The organism is Streptomyces sp. NPDC002076, assembly GCF_053593835.1.
Genome location: NZ_JBSFDI010000019.1, coordinates 87,069 through 108,027, shown reverse-complemented (window position 1 = coordinate 108,027; position 20,959 = coordinate 87,069). Strand labels below are relative to the sequence as shown.

Below are 20,959 nucleotides of genomic sequence, written 5' to 3'. Positions count from 1 at the left end.
CGGCGCATCCGAACCAGGTTGATCGGCAGCACGTGTGGTATTGGATCGGGTGATACCCGAAAAACAGGACATTGCGCGCTATCTTGCTGCAGGTGATCCAGGCCTTCGGACTGACCAGCAATCCCCGCAAGGCGCACCCGCCCGCCGTCGACGACGTGTCCTTCGAAGCGCAACCGGGGCATGTCACCGTGCTCCTCGGAGGCGCCGGCGCGGGCAAGACGACCACGCTCAGGCTGATGCTCGAGCTTCAACAGGGGCGTGGCATCACCTACTTCAGAGGGCGGCCCCTGCACCGGATCGCCCACCCCTCGCGGGAGGTCGGCGTGCTCCTCGGGGACGTGCCGGGGCATCCGGCCCGTTCGGTCCGCGGGCATCTGCGCATGTTGTGTGCGGCTGCGGGAGTTCCCGCGCGGCGGGCCGACGAAGTCCTCGAAGTGGTCGGCCTTGTCAGCCTCCGTGAGGAGCGGCTCGGCACGCTCTCGCGCGGGATGGACCGCGGACTCGGCCTGGCCTGCGCTCTGCTGCCCGATCCGCACACGCTCGTCCTGGACGAGCCCGCCTACGGTCTGTCCGCCCGTGAGGCGCAGTGGCTCCACGGCATGCTGCGTGCCCATGCCGGCCAGGGTGGCACGGTTCTCTTCACCACGGCCGACCCCAAGGAGGCGGCGCGCACGGCCGACCGGGTCGTGACCCTCGACGGCGGCAGGCTCGTGGCCGACCAGGTGGCCGGCGAGTTCGCCCGCACCCGGCTGCGTCCGCGCGTGGCGGTCCGCAGTCCGCACGCGGCTCGCCTGGCGGCCCTGCTCGCCAAGGAGGCCCGCACCGCTCGCCGCTCCGTGGAAGTCGTACGGGAAGGCGGCAATCGACTCTCGGTGTACGGCTCCACGACCGCCGACGTGGGTGAGACGGCGTTCCGGCACGGCATCCCCGTGCACCAACTCGCGGACGAGATCGGCGACATGGGGCCGGGATCCGGTGCCGCGATCGGAGGCTTGTCCCAGGAGGCGACCGCGGAGGCGGCCAACGAGCCCCGAGCGGAGCTGGAACACGCCGGGCCCGGTTCCTCGTCCGCGGAGCCCGAGCCGGCGGTGCGTAGCCTGCCGACGGTGGAGCCGGGTGCCTCGGGGATCGGCCTGGCCGCGTCCGCGTCCGGCCTCCCGGCGCCCGGTTCGTCGGCGGCTGAGTCCGGCGCGTCGGCGGTAGACGCGTCCGTGTCGGGGCAGGCACGCGTGGCGTCCGGCCTCTCGTCGGGTGCGCCGGGCGTCACGGCCTCGGGTTTCTCGGGGAGAGAACGGGCGGCCCTGCCGTTCGGGTTCTCGGTGGGGGAGCGAGAGAACGCCCCGGCGCACACGCCGGGGCCGCAGCGGGCTGTGTCCAGCGTCTCCTCCGGCGAGGAACCGCCGGAGGGCAGGCGGGCACAGGCCGCCGACGGTGGGCAGCCGCCGCTCGGCGAGACGCCCAGTGCCCGGCCGGGGGCGGAGTACTTGGAGTCCACACAGCGCGTACCGGCCGAGGGCGCGTCGCCGGACGACGCGGCTCCGGGAACCGGCGGGACGGCATACGGCGATGTCGGTCCCTCTGATGACGACACGCTCGGCGGAAGTGCCGGAGTGCTGTCCGCCGGGGTGCTCGCGGGAGCCGTCGGCGGCCGGACCGCCGACGCGGCTGCCAAGGACGCCGGGCGCGACGCGGCCTCCGCGGCCCAGGGATCGCAGCCCGGCGGCCCGAGCGCTGTGGCAGCGAGCATCGCCGCCCTGCGTACCCGCCTCCCCGGCGCCAGGAAGCCCGGCACCCGTCAGCCGCAGACCACCCGTGCCGCCCACTCCGACGGCGTCCGTTGTCCCGATGCCCTTTTCCCCCTCCCGCCCCCCATCTCCGTCCGCCCCGCCCCCAGCCCCCTCCGCCCCCTTCGCTACGAGATCCGGCGTGCCACCGGCATCGGCGTCGGCTTCGTCACCTGCGGTGCCGTACTGGCCGTGTCCGCGCTCATCGCCGTTCTGCTGGCCAGGATCGGACACACCCCACAGGAGCGGCTGTTCGCCGCATGGCCGCGGGAGCTGCCGCTGCCGCCCGCGGCGCTCGCGGCGGGGTTGCTCGGTGCGCTGGCCTTCGGGGACGAGTTCCGCCACCCCGCCCTCGCGGCGGACCGAGGCACCGTGCCCCGCCGGCTGGGACTGCTCACCGCGAAACTTCTCGTCTCCGGAGCCACCGCCGCCATGCTCGCCTTCCTCACCGTGGGCTGCGACGCCGAAGCGCTCTACATCGTCTACGGACGAGAGCTGACACAAGTTCCCGCGGACTGGCTCTCGCTGGGCGCGAGTTGGTTCTGTCTGGCCGTCGGCTGTGCCTGGGCCGGTGTACTGGCGGCCGGTGTGTTCCGGTCCACCACGGGAGGCCTGGCCGCCGTACTCGCCGTACCCGTTGTCGTCGTCCCCCTCGTGCACCAGGCGATGCAGGGGCCCGCCCTGCGCATGGCCGCCGGGTTCCCGGTGCGGATGCGGGAGGTTTTCCTGCCGCAGTGGCCCTTCGGCGGCGAGCGCTACGTGCTCGGGATGGCCCGGGTGCTCGCCCAACCCGTGGGCAGCGCACTGGCGTTGTCGCTGTCGGCGCTGCTGTGCGCGTATGTGTTCACGACGCTGCGCACCCGGTTCCGGTGACGTGTGTGCGTCCACTTCCGATCCCGCCGTGTGCACAACTCCGCACGGCAAGCCCATTTCTTTCCGATAAGGCGTCAATTGCGACGGCGTGAGCGATCACCCTTTCGTGTGCTTTTCACCAAAGACCTCAAGGGAGTTGGAGACGGCGCCGACAAAGGATCCGTGAGTACCCTTGCGCACACCATGATGACCGCCGCCCGCTCCACCGACTCCGGTCTGGCCGGCCCGGGCGAACTCGACCGCTACCCCTACGCAGAGCCCCAGGTGGCCGACCGCGTCGGAGCGCCCTCGTGGGAGGGCGCGGACCCTGATCTGGGCCGCGTAGGCCGCCGTGCCGCGGGCAGCCGCGGACGTGGACTGCACGGCCAACTCGTTCAGCAGCTGGGACAGATGATCGTCTCGGGCGACCTGGGCGCGGACCGACCGCTGGTGCCCGAGGAGATCGGCCAGCGCTTCGAGGTCTCCCGCACCGTCGTCCGCGAGTCCCTCCGTGTCCTCGAGGCCAAGGGCCTGGTCAGTGCCCGCCCGAACGTCGGCACGCGCGTGCGTCCCGTCAGCGACTGGAACCTGCTCGACCCGGACATCATCGAGTGGCGGGCCTTCGGGCCCCAGCGCGACGACCAGCGCCGCGAGCTGAGCGAGCTGCGCTGGACGATCGAGCCGCTCGCCGCCCGCCTCGCCGCCGGGCACGGGCGGGAGGACGTGCAGCAGCGCCTCTGTGACATGGTCGAGATCATGAGCCATGCCATGGCGCAGGGCGACGCGCTGACGTACTCGCGCGCCGACAACGAGTTCCACGCGCTGCTCATCCAGATCGCCGGCAACCGCATGCTGGAGCACCTCTCCGGGATCGTCTCGGCGGCCCTCCAGGTCTCCGGCGGCCCGGTCACGGGGTGTGAACGGCCGAACGAGACGTCGCTCGCGCAGCACGCGCGGATCGTCGACGCGCTCGGCACCGGCGACGGCGCGGCCGCCGAGACGGCCATGCGTCAACTGCTCACGGTCCACCCCGAGGTCGAGCGCGTGGTACCCGCCCCGCGCGAGCACTGACCCCCGCGGTCGTCGGTGTGCGGCGCGCTCGTGGCGGCGCCGGGCTCCTTGCCGGCCGCCGCTGGACCCCGCCGGACCCTGTGCGGTCCGGCGGGGTCCAGCGGCGCGGCGGGCCGCCGGGGTCATGTGCGCAACCGGGCAGGATGGCAATGGTGATCTCGTCTGCCCATGTCTGACTGGTTTTGACCGCTTACGGGGTGTGACTCGGGCCACGCAGATTGGGCGTAACGCTCGTGGAAACAGCGCGATGACCTAAGAGGTGACAGCCGCGGAGGGAATACGGACGCCAACACAGGCGCTGTGCATCTTCCCCGGCCCCCGCCCGCGCCGTCGGCCCATCCCCAGGCCGGTGGTCGGCTCCTGTCCGCAGTGGACGGTGCCGGAAGCCGTTTTCCAACGTTCCGAGAGGTTGTTCGTGTCGGCCAGCACATCCCGTACGCTCCCGCCGGAGATCGCCGAGTCCGTCTCTGTCATGGCGCTCATTGAGCGGGGAAAGGCTGAGGGGCAGATCGCCGGCGACGATGTGCGTCGGGCCTTCGAAGCTGACCAGATTCCGGCCACTCAGTGGAAGAACGTACTGCGCAGCCTCAACCAGATTCTTGAGGAAGAGGGTGTGACGCTGATGGTCAGTGCCGCAGAGCCCAAGCGCACCCGCAAGAGCGTCGCAGCGAAGAGCCCGGCGAAGCGCACCGCCACCAAGACGGTCGCGGCGAAGACGGTGACGACGACGAGGAAGGCCACCGCCACCACGGCCGCCCCCGCGGAGCCCGTCGCTCCTGCCGCAGCCGATTCCGCCGAGGAAGCCGCACCCGCCAAGAAGGCCGCGGCCAAGAAGACCGTCGCCAAGAAGGCGGCCGCCAAGAAGACCGTCGCCAAGAAGACGGCGGCCAAGAAGACCACGGCCAAGAAGGACGACGTCGAAATTCTCGAGGACGAGGTTCTCGAGGACACCAAGGTCGCCGACGAGCCCGAGGGCGCCGAGAACGCGGGCTTCGTCCTGTCCGACGAGGACGAGGACGACGCGCCCGCGCAGCAGGTCGCCGCGGCCGGCGCCACCGCCGACCCGGTCAAGGACTACCTGAAGCAGATCGGCAAGGTCCCCCTGCTCAATGCCGAGCAGGAGGTCGAGCTGGCCAAGCGCATCGAGGCGGGTCTGTTCGCCGAGGACAAGTTGGCCAACGCCGACAAGCTGGCGCCGAAGCTCAAGCGCGAGCTGGAGATCATCGCCGAGGACGGCCGCCGCGCCAAGAACCACCTCCTGGAGGCCAACCTCCGTCTGGTGGTCTCCCTGGCCAAGCGCTACACCGGCCGCGGCATGCTCTTCCTGGACCTCATCCAGGAGGGCAACCTCGGTCTGATCCGCGCGGTCGAGAAGTTCGACTACACCAAGGGCTACAAGTTCTCCACCTACGCCACCTGGTGGATCCGTCAGGCCATCACCCGCGCCATGGCCGACCAGGCCCGCACCATTCGTATCCCGGTGCACATGGTCGAGGTCATCAACAAGCTCGCGCGCGTGCAGCGCCAGATGCTCCAGGACCTGGGCCGCGAGCCCACCCCGGAGGAGCTGGCCAAGGAGCTTGACATGACCCCGGAGAAGGTCATCGAGGTCCAGAAGTACGGCCGCGAGCCCATCTCGCTGCACACCCCCCTGGGTGAGGACGGCGACAGCGAGTTCGGTGACCTCATCGAGGACTCCGAGGCTGTCGTCCCCGCCGACGCCGTCAGCTTCACGCTCCTGCAGGAGCAGCTGCACTCCGTTCTGGACACCCTGTCCGAGCGCGAGGCCGGCGTCGTCTCGATGCGGTTCGGTCTCACCGACGGTCAGCCGAAGACCCTCGACGAGATCGGCAAGGTGTACGGCGTGACGCGTGAGCGCATCCGCCAGATCGAGTCCAAGACCATGTCGAAGCTGCGCCACCCCTCGCGTTCCCAGGTGCTGCGCGACTACCTCGACTAGGTCAGGTCGTACGACGGCGAAGGCCCGGCTCCGCTCGCGGGAGCCGGGCCTTCGTGCTGCGCGCGACGGCGCCGTGGATCACTCTGGGTGTTCCAGCACCACTGAGAGTGAGGAGTCTGCATGCGCTGTTCCGTTGCGCGAGCCCTGATCCGGCCGCTGGCCCTTGCGGCCGTCATGACCGCCACACCGCTGGTGAGCGCGCCTCCCGTGGCCGCCGACAGCGTGGTGGTCGGGGGCTTTCCGATAGACGTGTCCCAAGCCCCGTGGACGGTCGCGCTGTCCAGCCGTGACCGGTTCGGAGGTACGCGGGCGGGCCAGTTCTGCGGCGGTGTGGCCGTCGCCCGGACGGCGGTGCTCACCGCGGCTCACTGCCTGGCCGAGGAGGTCCTCGGGGCGCCCCCGAACCGCGTGCGCGACCTGCGGGTCATCACGGGCCGCACCGATCTGCTGTCGGACGAGGGGCAGGAGATCGCCGTACGCGATGCCTGGGTCAATCCGGGGTACGACACCGGGACCAATGCCGGCGACTTCGCCGTGCTCACCCTCGCCGAGCCGCTGCCGCAGCGCGCGGTCGTCGGCATGGCGGGTGCAGGTGATCCGGCCTACGCGCCGGGCACGCAGGCCACCGTGTCCGGATGGGGGGACACGACCGGCGGGGGCGCCTATGCGCACAGGCTGTACGCCGCACGCGTGCGCGTGCTGCCCGACGACCTCTGCGCCCGCGCCTATCCGGGCGGTCCCGACGGCGCCTACCGGGCCGGCAGCATGCTCTGCGCCGGAGAGGCTGCGGGGGGCCCGGACGCCTGCCAGGGGGACAGTGGCGGCCCACTGGTGGCGGGAGGGCGGCTGATCGGCCTCGTGTCATGGGGCAGCGGCTGCGGCAGGCCGGGCAGGCCTGGCGTGTACACGCGCGTGTCCGGCGTCATGAGAGCCCTGGAAGCGGCCTCAGGGAACCGCAGGAGGCCCCACGGAGGCTCCTGAGGTGCCCGCACAGGGACATGAGCACGGGCGGCCGCTCCCCCGAGGGGAGCGGCCGCCCGTGCACCGGCCTGTGCCGGGGCTGGCTCGTCGTGTGTGCGAGATTCAGCGCTCTTCTTCGGAAGCGGTGTTCGGAGCGGAGGTCAGCCGCTCCGTCTCGTCCTGTATCTCAGCGGCGATCTTCTTGAGTTCCGGCTCGAACTTGCGACCGTGGTGGGCGCAGAAGAGCAGTTCTCCGCCGCTGAGCAGGACGACGCGCAGGTATGCCTGGGCGCCGCAGCGGTCGCAGCGATCGGCGGCCGTCAACGGGCTCGCGGGGGTCAGAACAGTAGTCACGTCGCCTCTTCTCTAGCTCGACGAGCTGTCGTACCAGGGTCAACATCCAACCAGCCCGAAAACGTTCCCGCTCGTGGCTATTCCTCGAAAAAAACTTCCGGGGCGGCTGTCTGCTGCCGGTTGGCGGCGAATGTGCCGTAGTGCGTCTCTTGTGGTGCTTACGGTTTCGCGCAGTGTTGTGTCTCGGTCCTCCAGGCGGGGTTGCCTGTTGTTCATGAGGACGTGCCCGGAGCCTAAATGGTTCATGCCTCCAAGGGAACGTGATATGTACTTCACTCCATCGAGGGATCGAACATCTATGCGAGCCTGGACTAGTCTGAGTTCTCGACGAGGGTGGCGTTACACCGGCTCTACCAGGCCTCGGTACCCTCTGAGCGGCGACCGAAGCCGTCCCCTTACCCAGTAGGGGGCAAACTGAAATTCAGCGAGGAGCGAACCGCGTGACCGCCGATACGTCCGTGCCGTCCACAGCGCTGCTGGCAGGAGCAGACCGGGACGGTTCCAACTACACCGCGCGGCACCTGCTCGTCCTCGAGGGCCTCGAGGCCGTGCGCAAGCGCCCGGGCATGTACATCGGCTCGACCGACAGTCGTGGTCTGATGCACTGCCTGTGGGAGATCATCGACAACTCCGTGGACGAGGCCCTCGCGGGCGTCTGCGACCGCATCGAGGTGATCCTCCACGACGACGGTTCCGTTGAGGTGCGCGACAACGGCCGTGGCATCCCTGTGGACGTCGAGCCCAGGACCGGCCTGTCCGGCGTCGAGGTCGTCATGACCAAGCTGCACGCGGGCGGCAAGTTCGGCGGCGGCTCGTACGCCGCCTCCGGCGGTCTGCACGGCGTCGGTGCCTCCGTGGTGAACGCCCTCTCCGCCCGCCTCGACGTCGAGGTGGACCGCGGCGGCCACACGCACGCCATCAGCTTCCGGCGCGGAGTGCCCGGCGCTTTCGCAGCCGACGGCGCCGACGCGAAGTTCGAGGCCAAGAGCGGCCTGCGCAAGACCAAGAAGATCCCCAAGACCCGCACCGGCACGCGCGTGCGCTACTGGGCCGACCGCCAGATCTTCCTCAAGGACGCCAAGCTCTCCCTGGAGAACCTGCACCAGCGCGCTCGGCAGACGGCCTTCCTGGTGCCGGGTCTGACGATCATCGTGCGCGACGAGTTCGGCCTGGGAGAGGGCGGCAGCAAGGGCGAGGAGTCCTTCCGCTTCGACGGCGGCATCAGCGAGTTCTGCGAGTACCTGGCGGGCGACAAGCCGGTCTGCGACGTCATCCGCTTCTCGGGCAAGGGCACCTTCAAGGAGACCGTCCCCGTCCTCGACGAGCACGGCCAGATGACCCCGACCGAGGTCACGCGTGAACTGGGCGTGGACATCGCGATGCGCTGGGGCACCGGGTACGACACCACCATCCGGTCCTTTGTCAACATCATCGCCACCCCCAAGGGCGGCACCCATGTCTCCGGCTTCGAGCAGTCCCTGACGGGCGTGTTCAACGACGTGCTGCGCGCCAAGAAGCTGCTGAGGGTGGCCGAGGACAACATCGTCAAGGACGACGCCCTGGAGGGCCTGACCGCCGTCGTGACGGTGCGCCTGGCCGAGCCGCAGTTCGAAGGCCAGACCAAGGAGGTCCTGGGTACCTCGGCGGCCCGCCGCATCGTGAACAACGTGGTCACCAAGGAGCTGAAGGCGTTCCTGACCAGCACGAAGCGGGACGCCGCCGCGCAGGCCCGGGTCGTCATGGAGAAGGTGGTGGCCGCAGCCCGTACGCGCGTCGCGGCCCGCCAGCACAAGGACGCCCAGCGCCGGAAGACCGCCCTGGAGTCCTCGTCCCTGCCGGCGAAGCTCGCCGACTGCCGCAGCGACGACGTCGACCGCAGCGAGCTGTTCATCGTCGAGGGCGACTCCGCGCTCGGTACGGCCAAGCTGGCGCGGAACTCCGAGTTCCAGGCCCTGCTGCCGATCCGTGGCAAGATCCTCAACGTGCAGCGGTCGTCGGTGACCGACATGCTCAAGAACGCCGAGTGCGGTGCGATCATCCAGGTCATAGGGGCGGGCTCGGGCCGGACCTTCGACATCGACCAGGCCCGCTACGGCAAGATCATCATGATGACCGACGCCGATGTGGACGGTTCCCACATCCGCTGCCTGCTGCTCACGCTGTTCCAGCGCTACATGCGGCCGATGGTCGAGGCCGGCCGCGTCTTCGCCGCGGTGCCGCCGCTGCACCGCATCGAGATCGTCCAGCCGAAGAAGGGCCAGGACAAGTACGTCTACACGTACTCCGACCGTGAGCTGCGGGACAAGCTCATGGAGTTCCAGAGCAAGGGCATCCGGTACAAGGACTCGATCCAGCGCTACAAGGGCCTGGGTGAGATGGACGCCGACCAGCTGGCCGAGACCACGATGGACCCGCGTCACCGCACGCTGCGCAGGATCAACCTGGCCGATCTGGAGGCCGCCGAGCAGGTCTTCGATCTGCTGATGGGCAACGACGTGGCACCGCGCAAGGAGTTCATCTCCAGCTCGGCGGCGACGCTGGACCGGTCGCGCATCGACGCGTAGCCGCTGCACCGGGCATCGGCCGACGGGGCTGCCCGAGGCGGGCTGACCTGGTCGGCCGCGGCGGCGGTCATCAGCTGGTTGCGGAGGGGAACAGTGGTTTGCCTCCGCGGCTGGGGCTGTCGCCGGTGGTCGCTTGGTCTTCCTTCGATGTCGGGTGCGGTGGCCGGTGAGCCGTGGCCTGGACACGGCAGACTGTGTGTTCCACCGCGACGACCGGGGCTGGACGCCGGCCGCGCACTCGGCATCGCACCGGCGGCGTCGGCTGCCCTCCCGGCCTGTGTGGGCCGATCTTGCTGGGCCCGACAGACCTGTTCCTGCCAGGGCTGACAAGGCCTGATCCTGCTGGGCCGGACAAGGTCTGGTCCGGCGCGGCTGCGGTCGGGGGCTCGCGGGCGTTCGGCGGCGCTTGTGTGAGCCCCCCGTTCCCGTCCGAGTCGTCGTGAGCAGTGGGAGGTCCCGGCTCTTCTGGCGGTCAACCGGCGTCGGAGGTGGTGCTGGATTCCCCGCTCACCCCGGCACCGGCGCTCCCTGCCTCCGCACCGGCCCGGTATGCGGACCCGCGGGATCTACACCCGTGGGTGGAGACGAGCCGCTCCAGGTTTCCACCCGTGATCCACCCCCGCTCCGATCTCTCGACCTGCGCTTTTCCGTAGCTTCGTAGGTGTCGGCAGCACCTGCTCCCGGCACCACCCTTCTCGCTCACGGAGGCTTTGATGTCCGGGCTCGTCAACGCGCTGGTGATCGTGGCCGTCGCCGCCATAGTGATCGTGCGGCAGTTTCGCGCCCGCGCGATCAACACCGACCGGCGCTGGTGGCTGATCCCTGTGGTCCTTGCCGCTGTCGCGCTGCGCAGGCCCGGCATTCTCGACGCCCACCATCATGCGGAATCCGCCGCGCTGCTCGCGGTGGAGCTGATCATCGGTGTGGCCACCGGTGCCGGCTGGGCCTGGACGACCCGCATCTGGAGGGAACCGGACGGCGTCGTGTGGACGAAGAGCACCAAGGCGAGCGTCGCGGTGTGGATCGTGGGCATAGCCCTGCGCATCGGTATCTACGCCATCGGCGCCGTACTCGGCCTGCAGCAGAACAGTTCCGCCCTGATGTGCGCTCTCGCCGTCACCCTGCTAGTCCGCGGCGGAATCCTCGTCTGGCGGGCGCAGTCCCTCGGCACCGCGGACCACCCTGCCCCGGCGTACGGTGACGGCATGCGGTCGGTATGGAGGGAGCGCGCGTGAAGGAGAACGCCTGGACGCGCTGGCCGTCACAGGAGGCCCTCGGCCGCGAGGGGACCACCCGGCCGCGGCGTCTGATCGCCTGGTCCGTCAGATGCCTGGTCATCGGCATGCTCCTGTGGGGCGCGTACAACCAGAGGCACGTCGGCCTCTGGGGCGCCCTCGGTGCGATGGCCGGGGTCCTTGTCGCCGCTCTTCTGGCCTGGGCTTTCTTCCGGACCACCTACCAGCACCGGCTGGTCCCCTCCCTGATGCTGATGGGCGCCCTCATGGGCATCGCGGTCGCGGCTGAGGCCACGGGATTCAGGGGGCCGGCCCTCGTGATCTGGTGCGGCTGTGGGATCGGCGCCCTGGAGCGGCTGCCGCTCGCGGCCGCGGCGCCGGTGACCTCGGTGGGCCTGGCAGCATATTCCGCTTTCAACAACGACGTCTGGCTGACCACGGCCGCCTCCGTGGCGGGCATGGCCCTCGCCGGATACGTCCTTCGGCTGGACGCCGAAGCCCGCGGCCACGCGCAGCAACTGCTTGCCCAGGAGCGCGCAGCCCGGGCGGCCGAGGCGGAGTCCGCGGCGCTGGCCGAGCGAGCCCGCATCGCACGGGAGATCCACGACGTGCTGGCCCACAGCCTCTCGGCGCAGCTGGTGCACCTGGAGGCGGCCCGGCTGCTGATCGAGAAGGGTGCGGACCGTGAGCGCATCCTGGAGCGGGTGGTGGCTGCCCGGGGCATGGCCCGCGACGGACTCGCCGAGACCCGGCAGGCCCTGTCCGCGCTGCGGGGCGAGCTGACCCCACTGGAGGACTTCCTGAGCGAACTCGTCAGCGGGGCCGATGGCGCCGAGGTCACCGTGACGGGTGAGCGCAGACCCCTGCCGGCCGAGGCCTCCCAGGCCGTGCGCAGGGTCGCCCAGGAGGCGCTGACGAACGTCCGCAAGCACGCACAGGGCGCCAAGGTGCACCTGCGACTCGACTACAGCGAGCACGAAGTGAGGCTGGACGTACGGGACACGGGCGGGCGGCCGGGCGAACTCACGGGATCCGGAGCCGGGTACGGTCTGCTGGGGATGCGCGAGCGGGCCGAGTTGCTGGGCGGCTCACTGGACGCGCGGCCGCAGGAGGAGGGGTTCGTGGTGACGCTGAAGGTGCCTGTATGACGGAGACGGAGGGGGAGAAGAGTCCCGCACGGGTCGTGGTCGCCGACGACCAGACCGTGGTCCGGGAGGGCATCGTGATGCTGCTCGGGCTGCTGCCCGGGGTGGAGGTCGTGGGTGCCGCGGGAGATGGCGAGGAGGCGGTGCGGCTGGTCGGAGAACTGGCCCCGGACGTCGTCCTGATGGATCTCAGGATGCCCCGCTGCGACGGTGTCGAGGCCACCCGGCGGATCCGGGCGCAGTACCCCGGGACCCAGGTCGTGGTGCTCACCACGTACGCGGACGACGAGTCGCTGTTCCCGGCGCTGAGCGCCGGCGCCCGGGGTTATCTGACCAAAGACGCGGGGGGTGACGAGATCGTGCGTGCCGTGGAGAGCGTGCTCTCGGGGGACGCGGGTCTGTCGCCGAGTGTCCAGCGCCGGTTGCTGGAGCGGCTGTCGCAGCCCGAGCCCAGCCCGCAGGCGACCGTCCAGGCGCCGCCCGACGGACTGACCGCTCGGGAGACCGAGGTACTGCTGCTGATCGCCGAAGGGCTCAGCAATCAGGAGATCGCCCGCAAGCTGCATGTGTCGACCGCGACTGTGAAGACGCACATCAACAATCTCTTCGCCAAGACGGGCCTCAAGGACCGGGCGCAGGCGGTGCGTTACGCCTACAGCAAAGGGCTGGTGAGACCGCCCGCACAGTGAATCACCTGATGGGGTGAAGAGCCCGAGGAAGAAGAGTCAGGGATCTGCCCGATCTGTCCATCCTTGGGCATGCAGTCAAGCAACGGTCGTGCCCATGGAGTCGGGGATGGTCCCGAGAGTTCGGCCGAGAACCGGCAAGACCACGGCGCGCCCTCCCGCGACGAGACGTACGAAGACCCCTGGTACGACGCACTGGCCTCCGGCTGGGGCGAGCCGGACGGTATCGGCGTGCCGACGCCGGCGGTGCCACCCGCTCGCGGGGAGCGGAGCGGAGCGGCGGTGCGCGCACGTGATGTGTACGTCGAGGTGCAGCGCAGCGCTGACTTCCAGGAGGTGCGCACCAGGTACCGGCGGTTCGTCGTGCCGGGAGTCGCCGCCTTCCTCGCCTGGTACGTGGGCTATGTGGTCACCGCTACGACCGCGCCGGGGCTCATGGCCCGTCCCGTGGCGGGCGCGGTGAACGTGGCCATGCTGGCCGGGCTCGGACAGTTCCTCACCACGTTCCTGCTCACCTGGGCCTACGCCCGGCACGCGCGGCTCCGTCGGGACCGGGCGGCGCTGGAGCTGCGCTGGGACACCCAGGAACTGACCCGCGAAGTGCGGGAGGTGCCTCGTGGCCGGTGAGCATCAGACGCTGGCGCTGCTGCTGTTCAGCGTTTTCGTGGCCGTCACTCTCGGCATCACGACGTGGGTGAGCCGTCGGCGGCGTGGTTCGGCGGAGGAGTTCTATGCCGGAGGGCGGCTGTTCTCTCCCATGGAGAATGGTTTTGCCATCGCAGGTGACTACGTGTCGGCCGCCTCCTTCCTCGGGGTCACCGGGCTCATCGCGCTGTACGGGTACGACGGGATGCTGTATGTCGTGGGCTTCCTGGTGGCCTGGTTGGTCGTGCTGTTCCTCGTGGCCGAACTGGTCCGCAACTGCGGGCGGTTCACCCTGGCCGACGTGGTGGCCGCGCGGATGAGCGAGCGGCCCGTGCGGATCGCCGCGGGTACTTCCTCGGTCACGGTGTCCGTTCTGTATCTGGTGGCGCAAATGGTCGGCGCGGGCAGTCTGGTGGCGCTGCTGCTGGGGCGGGCGAGCGGGGCCGAGCAGGCCTGGGCGGTCATCGGGGTCGGCGCGCTCATGGTGATCTATGTGTCGTTGGGAGGGATGCGGGCCACCACCTGGATCCAGATCGTGAAGGCGGTGCTGCTGCTGAGCGGCACCATCGCGCTGACCGTCCTCGTTCTGCTCCGCTTCCACGGCGATGTCGACCGCCTGCTGCTCACGGCCGCGGACCGCAGCGGTCACGGAAGGGCGTTCCTGGCGCCGGGCCTGAAGTACGGCGGGACCTGGACCGCTCGCTTCGACTTCATCAGCCTGGGACTCGCCCTCGTGCTGGGCACGGGCGGACTGCCGCACATCCTGTCCCGCTTCTACACCGTGCCCACCGCGCGGGCCGCCCGCCGTTCCGCGGTGTGGTCCATCGGGCTGATCGGCGGCTTCTATCTGATGACGATCGTCCTCGGCTTCGGGGCGGCCGCGGTGGTGGGCACGGACGCGGTGCGCGGCTCGAACGCGGCCGGGAACACCGCGGTGCCGCTGCTCGCCCTCGACCTGGGCGGTGGCGCGGGCTCCACCGGTGGCACGGTCCTGTTCGCGGTCGTCGCCGCCGTCGCCTTCGCGACGATCCTCGCCGTGGTCGCCGGCATCACCCTCGCCTCGTCGACGTCGGTGGCGCACGACCTGTACGCGTCGCTGCGGCGCTCGCGAGGCAAGGCGCGCAGCGAGGTGGCGGTGGCGCGCTGGGCGGCGGTCGGCATCGGTGTCGTGGCGATCGCGCTCGGTCTGCTGGCCCGTGACCTCAATGTCGCCTTCCTCGTCGGCCTCGCCTTCGCCGTCGCCGCCTCGGCGAACCTCCCGGTGCTGCTGTACTCGCTGTTCTGGCGCAGCTTCACCACCCGCGGCGCGGTCTGGGCCGTGTACGGCGGGCTGATCCCGGCGCTCGGACTGGTGCTGCTCTCCCCGGTGGTGTCCGGCAGCCCCACCTCGCTGTTCCCGGGCGTCGACTTCCAGTACTTCCCGCTGCAGAACCCGGGCATCGTCTCCATCCCGCTCGGCTTCCTCGCCGGCTGGCTCGGCACGATCACCTCCGCGGAGGTCGCGGACGAGGCCAAGTACGCCGAGACGGAGGTCCGGTCGCTGACCGGCGCCGGCGCCGTGTAGCCGGTCACCAGCGCCGCGCACGGATCGCTACGGCGCCACCCAGGCGTACCGGTGCTCCGGCCGTCCGGTGTCGCCGTACTTCAGGGAGAGACGCAGCCGGCCGGCCTGTTCCAGATGGCGGAGATAGCGCTGGGCGGTGGAGCGGCTCAGGCCGGTCCTGACGGCCACCTCGTGGGCGGACAGCGGCTGGTCGGCGCGGTGCAGGACGCCGCAGATCAGGTCGGTCGTGGGCGCCGAGTGGCCGCTCGGCACGCCGGGCGCGGAGGGTGCGGGAGACGTCCGCAGCGCCCCGAAGATGCGGTCGACCTGCTCCTGCCCGGTCAGGCCGCGGCCGCCCACCCGGTCCACCGTGCGACGCAGCGCCGCATAGGAGTCCAGGCGGGTGCGCAGGGCGGCGAAAGTGAAGGGTTTGACCAGGTAGTGCAGGGCGCCCAGGCGCATCGCCTGCTGCACAGTCGTCACATCGCCGGCCGCGGTGATCATGATGACGTCCGTGCCGTAACCCTGCTCCCGCATGCGGTGCACGAGATCAAGACCCGTCTGGTCCGGCAGATAGTGGTCGAGCAGGACCAGGTCGATGGTGCCGCGTTCCACGGCGGCCAGGGCCTGGGCAGCGCTGTGCGCGCGGGCGGTCACCCGGAAGCCGGGAACCTTCCCCACGTACTTGGCGTTTATCTCAGCGACGCGGAAGTCGTCGTCCACGACCAGGACGTCAATCATCAGGCCTCTCCTTCAAGGCCGACGAGCGTTAAGCCCGTGTTTCGGCTCCGCAGTTGTAGCGCGAGCAAAAAGAGCACAACAGGCTCTTGCGAGCAAAAGAACGGCTTGCGCTCACAAGACTCCTGCTGTGGCCGGGGCCACACCTACCGTCCCGGGCCATGAGCGCACACACCAGCCCCGCCATCGAGCTGCGGGGCGCGAGCAAGACCTTCAGAACCCCGTCAGGGGGACTGCACACAGCCGTGCGCGGTCTGGACCTCACCGTCGAGCGCGGTGAGTTCGTGGCCGTCGTCGGCCCGACCGGCTGCGGCAAGTCCACCACGCTGACGCTGGTCAGCGGCCTGGAGGAGCCCAGCGAGGGCGACGTGCTGGTGGCCGGCGAAGCCGTCGACGGCGTGGGCGACAAGGTCGGCTTCGTCTTCCAGCAGGACGCCACCTTCCCCTGGCGCACGGTCCTGTCCAACGTCATGGCCGGCCCCCGCTTCCGGGGCGTACCGAAGGCCGAGGCCAAGGAGAAGGCCCGGGAGTGGCTGGCCCGCGTCGGCCTCGCCGCCTTCGAGGACCGTTACCCGCACCAGCTCTCCGGCGGTCAGCGCAAGCGCGTGGCGCTCGCCGCCACGTTCGTCAACGACCCCGAGATCCTGCTGATGGACGAGCCGTTCTCGGCACTGGACGTGCAGACCCGGGCCCTGATGTCGGACGAGCTGCTGGAGCTGTGGGAGGGCACGGGCGCCTCCGTCGTCTTCGTCACCCACGATCTGGAGGAGTCCATCGCGCTCGCCGACAAGGTCGTCGTGATGACCGCCGGACCCGCGACCGTGAAGCAGGTCTTCGAGATCGACCTTCCCCGGCCGCGCAAGGTGGAGTCGGTGCGCCTGGAGCCGCGGTTCATCGAGATCTACCGCGAGATCTGGGAGTCCCTCGGCGAAGAGGTCCGCATCACCCGTGAGAGGGGTGCCGCCCATGTCGCCTGAGGTCATGCCCGAGGCTCAGGTCGCGCCGGCCACGACCGAGTTCGCCGACAAGACGAACCGCGCGCAGACCCGCGCCCAGGCCGCCCGCCGCCGCAAGGCTCTCGTCGCCGCCGTGCGCGTGCTGCTGCTGTTGGCCGTCCTCGGGCTGTGGGAGGGACTGTCCCGGGCGAAGGTCATCGATCCTTTCAACTTCTCGATGCCGTCGAAGATCTGGGACCAGATCTGGACCTGGGTGACCCACGGAACCGCGCTCGGCTCGCTGGGCGAACAGATCTGGTACACGCTCTACGAGGCACTGCTCGGCTGGGTCATCGGTGTGGTCGCCGGTGTGCTCCTCGGTATTGCACTCGGGCGGATCGGGTTGCTCGCCGAGGTCCTTGGTCCATACATCAAGGTGCTCAACTCGATCCCCAGGATCGTCCTGGCACCGATCTTCCTGATCTGGTTCGGGCTCGGGCCGTCCTCCAAGGTCGCCTCCGCCGTCGTGCTGGTGTTCTTCCCGGTGTTCTTCAACGCCTTCCAGGGCGCCCGGGAGGTGGACCGCAACCTGGTGGCCAACGCCCGCATCCTGGGCGCCGGCGACCGCCGTGTGACGCTCCAGGTGGTCATCCCGTCGGCCACCTCCTGGATCTTCACCAGCCTCCACGTCAGCTTCGGCTTCGCCCTCATCGGGGCCATCGTCGGCGAGTACATCGGCGCGACCAAGGGCATCGGCCTGCTCGTCGCACAGTCGCAGAACACCTTCAACGCGGCCGGCGTCTACGCCGCGATGGTCATCCTCGCCGTCGTCGCCCTCGCCGCCGAGGGGCTGCTGACCTTCGCCGAGCGCCGCATCTTCCGCTGGAGGCCCTCCGGTTCCGACAGCTGACCGGCTCCCTTTCACCGATCCATCTCCGGCCCCACCTGGCGCCCCGGGACCCATGGCCCCCCGGCCACCCCCGGGCCCCTCCCCGGACCAGCCCCCCACGCCTTCCTGTACCGCCCTCTCACAAGGACGTGAACCGCATGCGCAACACCGCCAGATACGCCTCCCTGGCCGCCGCCGGCCTGCTGGCGCTCTCCTCGCTCACCGCCTGTGCCAACGACGCGGCCAGCTCCACGGCCGACACCGGCAGCGGTGGGGGCGGCGGCAAGGGCGAGACCGTCAAGATCATGGTCGGCGGCCTGGACAAGGTCATCTATCTGCCCGCGATGCTCACCCAGCGCCTCGGCTACTTCCAGGCAGAGGGTTTGAATGTCCAACTCCTCAGCGAGCCCGCCGGTGTCCAGGCCGAGACCGCGCTCGTCTCCGGCCAGGTGCAGGGGGCGGTCGGCTTCTACGACCACACCCTCGACCTGCAGACCAAGGGCAAGTCGGTGGAGTCGGTCGTCCAGTTCTCGCACGCGCCCGGCGAGGTCGAGGTGGTCTCGAACAAGGCGGCCGGCGACCTCACGTCGCCCAAGGACTTCAAGGGCCGGAAGCTGGGCGTGACCGGGCTCGGTTCCTCCACCGACTTCCTCACCAAGTACCTCGCGGTCAAGAACGGCGTGCAGGTCGACGAGTTCACCCCCGTCGCCGTCGGCGCCGGTCCCACGTTCATCGCGGCCCTCCAGAAGGGGGCGATCGACGGCGGCATGACCACCGACCCGACCGTCGCGACGATCCTGGACAAGAAGGCGGGCAGGGTCCTCATCGACATGCGCACCCCCGAGGGCTCGCAGAAGGCGCTGGGCGGGCCGTACCCGTCGTCAAGTCTGTACATGCAGACGGACTGGGTGAACGGACACAAGGACACCGTCCAGAAGTTGGTCAACGCATTCGTCAAGACGCTCAAGTGGATGTCCACCCACAGCGCCGACGAGATCGCCGCCAAGATGCCCGCCGACTACTCCCAGGGCAACAAGACGCTCTACGCCCAGGCCATCAAGAGCACCCTGCCGATGTTCACCGACGACGGCGTGATGCCCCAGGGCGGCCCGGAGACGGTTGAGAAGGTCCTCAAGTCGTTCAACCCGAACATCAAGAACGCAAAGGTCGACTTGAGCAAGACGTACACCACCGAGTTCGTCAACGCTGCCAAGTAAGCGCGGTCAAGTACAGACGTCCGCTCAGCCGCGGGCCGCCCACATGTAACGGTGTTCCGGGCGGCCCGCGTCGCCGTACTTCAGGGTCAGCCGCGCCCGTCCGGTGCGCTCCAGCAGCTTCAGATACCGCTGGGCCGTCTGCCGGCTCACCCCGGTCCGCTCGGCGATCTCCTGGGCGGACAGCGGACCCTCGGCGTTCATCAGCGCCTGGCGCACCAGTTCTGCCGTCGTCGGGGAGTGCCCCTTGGGCAGCACGGGCTCCGACGGCGCGGACAGGGCGCCGAAGATGCGGTCCACCTGCGCCTGTTCGGCCTCTCCGCCGCCGTCCAGTGTGCGCCGCAGCTGCGCGTACGCCTCCAGCTTGGCGCGCAGGCCGACGAAGGCGAACGGTTTCACCAGGTACTGCAGCGCCCCCTGACGCATCGCGGCCTGGACGGTCGACACGTCCCGCGCCGCCGTCACCATGATCACGTCGGCCTGGTGGCCGCGCCGGCGCATCTCGCGGACGACCGCGAGGCCGGTGTCGTCGGGCAGGTAGTGGTCCATGAGGACCAGGTCCAGCCGCGGCAGCGTCTCCACCTGCCGCAGCGCCTCGGCGGCGCTGTGCGCCTCGCCGGCCACATGGAATCCCGGCACCTTCGCCACGTACGCGGCGTTGACCCGGGCGACGCGGGGGTCGTCGTCCACGACCAGGACCTCGATCATCGGGTCTCCTCCTCGGTGACGGCAGCGGGCTCGAGGGTCTTCTCGGGCACCGCGGGCTCCAGCTCCGGCTCGGTCAGCGCCTCCGGCAGGACCACGGTGAACTCCGCGCCGCCACCGGTCGCCTCGCCGACCGTCGCGCTTCCGCCCTGCCGTTGGGCGAGCCGGCGCACCAGCGAGAGCCCGAGGCCCCGTTTGCCGTGCGCAGGAGGCTTCTTGGTGGACCAGCCCTCCGTGAATATCGACTCGCGCTGATCCGCCGGGACCCCGGGGCCCGTGTCGCACACCCTGAGGACGACCGTACGGCCCTCGGAGCGCAACTCGACCTCCACGCGCGCGTGCAGCGTGCCGGCGACCGCGTCGAGGGCGTTGTCCACCAGGTTGCCCACGACCGTGACCAGACCGCGCGGATCGATCAGCCGGTCGGGCAGCCGGGTGTGCTCGGACACCCACAGCGCGACGCCCCGCTCGGCCGCCACGGTCGCCTTGCCGACCAGCAGCGCCGCCAGCAGGGGATCCTGGATCTTCTCGGTGACCTGCTCGGCGGTGGCCCGGTGGTCGCCGACCACCTCGCCGACGAACTCCACGGCGTCGTCGTACATCTCCAGCTCCAGCAGTCCCAGCACGGTGTGCATGCGGTTGGCGTGCTCGTGGTCCTGGGCGCGCAGGGCGTCGATCAGACCGCGCGTGGAGTCGAGTTCGCGCCCCAGCTGTTCCAATTCCGTGCGGTCGCGCAGGGTGGCCACGGCGCCGCCGTCGCCGGTGGGCATACGGTTGGCGACCAGCACGCGCTGGCCGCGCACGGTGAGCAGATCGGTGCCGGTCACCCGGCCGGCCAGGACGTCCGTCGTACGGCCCCCGCCGAGCGCCTCGTCCGGGGTCCGTCCGACGGCCTCGTCGCCGATCCCGAGCAGCCGTCGCGCCTCGTCGTTGAGCAGGCGGACACGGCCGCCGCGGTCGAGGGCGACCACGCCCTCACGGATGCCGTGCAGCATCGCCTCGCGCTCCGCGAGCAGCGCCGAGATGTCGGAGAAGGCCAGGTCCTGGGTCTGCCGCTGGACCCGCCGGGAAATCAGCCAGGCGGCCAGCGCGCCCACCGCGAGAGCGCCCCCGGCGTACGCGAACAGTCCCGGGATCGCGCTGATCAGCCGCGCCCGCACACTGTCGTAGGCGATACCGACCGAGACCGCCCCGATGATCCGGTGGTGCGTGTCGTACAGCGGCACCTTGCCGCGGGCCGAGCGGCCCAGGGTGCCGTTGTCGATCTCCATGACCTCATGACCGGCCAGGGCCGGCCTGGGGTCGGTGGAGACGTGCCCGCCGATCTCCGAGACGGTGGTGTGCGACCAGCGCATGCCCCGCCGGTTCATCACCACGATGTACTCCGCGTGCGTGGCCCGTCGGATCCGCTCGGCCTCCTTCTGCACGGGACCGTTCGCGTTCGGTGAGGTGGTCAGCACGCCCTCCGCGATCTGCGGATCCTGGGCCGTCGTCTGCGCGATGGCCAGCGCGCGGTGCTCCGCCTCCTGGTCCAGCTGCCTGCTCAGCGGTGCCAGGAACAGTCCGGTCGCGAGCACCGCGACGCCCGCGGCGATCGCCACCTGCATCAGCAGCACCTGCGAGAACACCCGCCGCGGCAGACCGAGACGCAGACGGCGTGCAGGGGGAGTGGGACTCAT

Annotated in this window: 17 protein-coding genes; 13 read left to right on the top strand and 4 right to left on the bottom strand. The window is 70.2% G+C overall.

What is annotated here, in order from left to right; all coding sequences use genetic code 11:
* Nucleotides 1-92 precede the first annotated feature (92 nt).
* The 4 genes from ACWCQS_RS33145 (at nucleotide 93) to ACWCQS_RS33130 (ending at nucleotide 6,648) form a co-directional block, all read left to right on the top strand.
* Nucleotides 93-2,657 carry an ATP-binding cassette domain-containing protein gene (locus tag ACWCQS_RS33145; protein ID WP_451007882.1) on the top strand — a complete coding sequence of 855 codons (2,565 nt, stop codon included), beginning with the start codon at nucleotides 93-95 and terminating at the stop codon, nucleotides 2,655-2,657.
* Nucleotides 2,658-2,819: 162 nt separating this feature from the next.
* Entirely contained in the window at nucleotides 2,820-3,707 is an 888-nt protein-coding gene (locus tag ACWCQS_RS33140; protein ID WP_451007881.1) for a FadR/GntR family transcriptional regulator, read from the top strand.
* A gap of 415 nt (nucleotides 3,708-4,122) precedes the next feature.
* Entirely contained in the window at nucleotides 4,123-5,667 is a 1,545-nt protein-coding gene (locus ACWCQS_RS33135; RefSeq protein ID WP_451007880.1) for an RNA polymerase sigma factor, read from the top strand.
* Between the two features lie 120 nt (nucleotides 5,668-5,787).
* Complete coding sequence (locus tag ACWCQS_RS33130) at nucleotides 5,788-6,648, top strand: serine protease (RefSeq protein WP_451007879.1); 861 nt, start codon at nucleotides 5,788-5,790, stop codon at nucleotides 6,646-6,648.
* Nucleotides 6,649-6,750: 102 nt separating this feature from the next.
* Here ACWCQS_RS33130 and ACWCQS_RS33125 read toward each other — a convergent pair whose 3' ends face one another.
* The gene (locus ACWCQS_RS33125) at nucleotides 6,751-6,981 is read right to left on the bottom strand and encodes a DUF7455 domain-containing protein (protein ID WP_146463514.1); all 231 of its coding nucleotides are present in this window, start codon (nucleotides 6,979-6,981) and stop codon (nucleotides 6,751-6,753) included.
* A 440-nt stretch (nucleotides 6,982-7,421) separates the two neighbouring features.
* Here ACWCQS_RS33125 and ACWCQS_RS33120 point away from each other — a divergent pair, with 440 nt between their 5' ends.
* The 6 genes from ACWCQS_RS33120 (at nucleotide 7,422) to ACWCQS_RS33095 (ending at nucleotide 14,820) form a co-directional block, all read left to right on the top strand.
* Entirely contained in the window at nucleotides 7,422-9,545 is a 2,124-nt protein-coding gene (locus ACWCQS_RS33120; protein ID WP_451007878.1) for a DNA gyrase/topoisomerase IV subunit B, read from the top strand.
* A gap of 713 nt (nucleotides 9,546-10,258) precedes the next feature.
* Nucleotides 10,259-10,780 (top strand): DUF1453 domain-containing protein, encoded by a 522-nt coding sequence (locus ACWCQS_RS33115; RefSeq protein WP_451007877.1) that lies wholly within the window; start codon nucleotides 10,259-10,261, stop codon nucleotides 10,778-10,780.
* Nucleotides 10,777-11,928 (top strand): sensor histidine kinase, encoded by a 1,152-nt coding sequence (locus tag ACWCQS_RS33110; protein WP_451007876.1) that lies wholly within the window; start codon nucleotides 10,777-10,779, stop codon nucleotides 11,926-11,928. The genes ACWCQS_RS33115 and ACWCQS_RS33110 overlap by 4 nt, the downstream gene beginning before the upstream one ends.
* Nucleotides 11,925-12,614, top strand: a complete 690-nt coding sequence (locus tag ACWCQS_RS33105; protein ID WP_451007875.1) for a response regulator transcription factor — start codon at nucleotides 11,925-11,927, stop codon at nucleotides 12,612-12,614. The genes ACWCQS_RS33110 and ACWCQS_RS33105 overlap by 4 nt, the downstream gene beginning before the upstream one ends.
* 69 nt (nucleotides 12,615-12,683) lie before the next feature.
* Entirely contained in the window at nucleotides 12,684-13,238 is a 555-nt protein-coding gene (locus ACWCQS_RS33100) for a DUF485 domain-containing protein (RefSeq protein ID WP_451007874.1), read from the top strand.
* Nucleotides 13,228-14,820, top strand: coding sequence for a solute symporter family protein (locus ACWCQS_RS33095; RefSeq protein WP_451007873.1), 1,593 nt, complete (start codon nucleotides 13,228-13,230; stop codon nucleotides 14,818-14,820). The genes ACWCQS_RS33100 and ACWCQS_RS33095 overlap by 11 nt, the downstream gene beginning before the upstream one ends.
* Before the next feature lie 27 nt (nucleotides 14,821-14,847).
* Here ACWCQS_RS33095 and ACWCQS_RS33090 read toward each other — a convergent pair whose 3' ends face one another.
* Entirely contained in the window at nucleotides 14,848-15,540 is a 693-nt protein-coding gene (locus ACWCQS_RS33090) for a response regulator (protein WP_451007872.1), read from the bottom strand.
* Nucleotides 15,541-15,698: 158 nt separating this feature from the next.
* Between ACWCQS_RS33090 and ACWCQS_RS33085 the strand changes: the two genes are divergently transcribed.
* The 3 genes from ACWCQS_RS33085 to ACWCQS_RS33075 all read left to right on the top strand — a co-directional run bounded on the left by ACWCQS_RS33085 (nucleotide 15,699) and on the right by ACWCQS_RS33075 (nucleotide 18,578).
* Nucleotides 15,699-16,514, top strand: coding sequence for an ABC transporter ATP-binding protein (locus ACWCQS_RS33085; protein ID WP_451007871.1), 816 nt, complete (start codon nucleotides 15,699-15,701; stop codon nucleotides 16,512-16,514).
* The gene (locus ACWCQS_RS33080) at nucleotides 16,504-17,382 is read left to right on the top strand and encodes an ABC transporter permease (RefSeq protein WP_451007870.1); all 879 of its coding nucleotides are present in this window, start codon (nucleotides 16,504-16,506) and stop codon (nucleotides 17,380-17,382) included. The genes ACWCQS_RS33085 and ACWCQS_RS33080 overlap by 11 nt, the downstream gene beginning before the upstream one ends.
* A gap of 137 nt (nucleotides 17,383-17,519) precedes the next feature.
* Nucleotides 17,520-18,578, top strand: coding sequence for an ABC transporter substrate-binding protein (locus tag ACWCQS_RS33075; RefSeq protein WP_451007869.1), 1,059 nt, complete (start codon nucleotides 17,520-17,522; stop codon nucleotides 18,576-18,578).
* 24 nt (nucleotides 18,579-18,602) lie between these two features.
* On the opposite strand, the gene ACWCQS_RS33070 is transcribed toward ACWCQS_RS33075, so the two are convergent.
* The gene (locus ACWCQS_RS33070) at nucleotides 18,603-19,283 is read right to left on the bottom strand and encodes a DUF7342 family protein (protein WP_451007868.1); all 681 of its coding nucleotides are present in this window, start codon (nucleotides 19,281-19,283) and stop codon (nucleotides 18,603-18,605) included.
* Nucleotides 19,280-20,959 carry an ATP-binding protein gene (locus ACWCQS_RS33065; RefSeq protein WP_451007867.1) on the bottom strand — a complete coding sequence of 560 codons (1,680 nt, stop codon included), beginning with the start codon at nucleotides 20,957-20,959 and terminating at the stop codon, nucleotides 19,280-19,282. Before ACWCQS_RS33065 ends, ACWCQS_RS33070 begins: the two co-directional genes overlap by 4 nt.

Excerpts from the sequence above, each read along its gene's own strand:
- ACWCQS_RS33130 (WP_451007879.1), top strand. The coding sequence starts at position 5,788 with ATGCGCTGTTCCGTTGCGCGAGCCCTGATCCGGCCGCTGGCCCTTGCG.
- ACWCQS_RS33115 (WP_451007877.1), top strand. The coding sequence starts at position 10,259 with ATGTCCGGGCTCGTCAACGCGCTGGTGATCGTGGCCGTCGCCGCCATA.
- ACWCQS_RS33105 (WP_451007875.1), top strand. The coding sequence starts at position 11,925 with ATGACGGAGACGGAGGGGGAGAAGAGTCCCGCACGGGTCGTGGTCGCC.
- ACWCQS_RS33100 (WP_451007874.1), top strand. The coding sequence starts at position 12,684 with ATGCAGTCAAGCAACGGTCGTGCCCATGGAGTCGGGGATGGTCCCGAG.
- ACWCQS_RS33090 (WP_451007872.1), bottom strand. The coding sequence starts at position 15,540 with ATGATTGACGTCCTGGTCGTGGACGACGACTTCCGCGTCGCTGAGATA.
- ACWCQS_RS33085 (WP_451007871.1), top strand. The coding sequence starts at position 15,699 with ATGAGCGCACACACCAGCCCCGCCATCGAGCTGCGGGGCGCGAGCAAG.
- ACWCQS_RS33080 (WP_451007870.1), top strand. The coding sequence starts at position 16,504 with ATGTCGCCTGAGGTCATGCCCGAGGCTCAGGTCGCGCCGGCCACGACC.
- ACWCQS_RS33075 (WP_451007869.1), top strand. The coding sequence starts at position 17,520 with ATGCGCAACACCGCCAGATACGCCTCCCTGGCCGCCGCCGGCCTGCTG.
- ACWCQS_RS33070 (WP_451007868.1), bottom strand. The coding sequence starts at position 19,283 with ATGATCGAGGTCCTGGTCGTGGACGACGACCCCCGCGTCGCCCGGGTC.
- ACWCQS_RS33065 (WP_451007867.1), bottom strand. The coding sequence starts at position 20,959 with ATGAGTCCCACTCCCCCTGCACGCCGTCTGCGTCTCGGTCTGCCGCGG.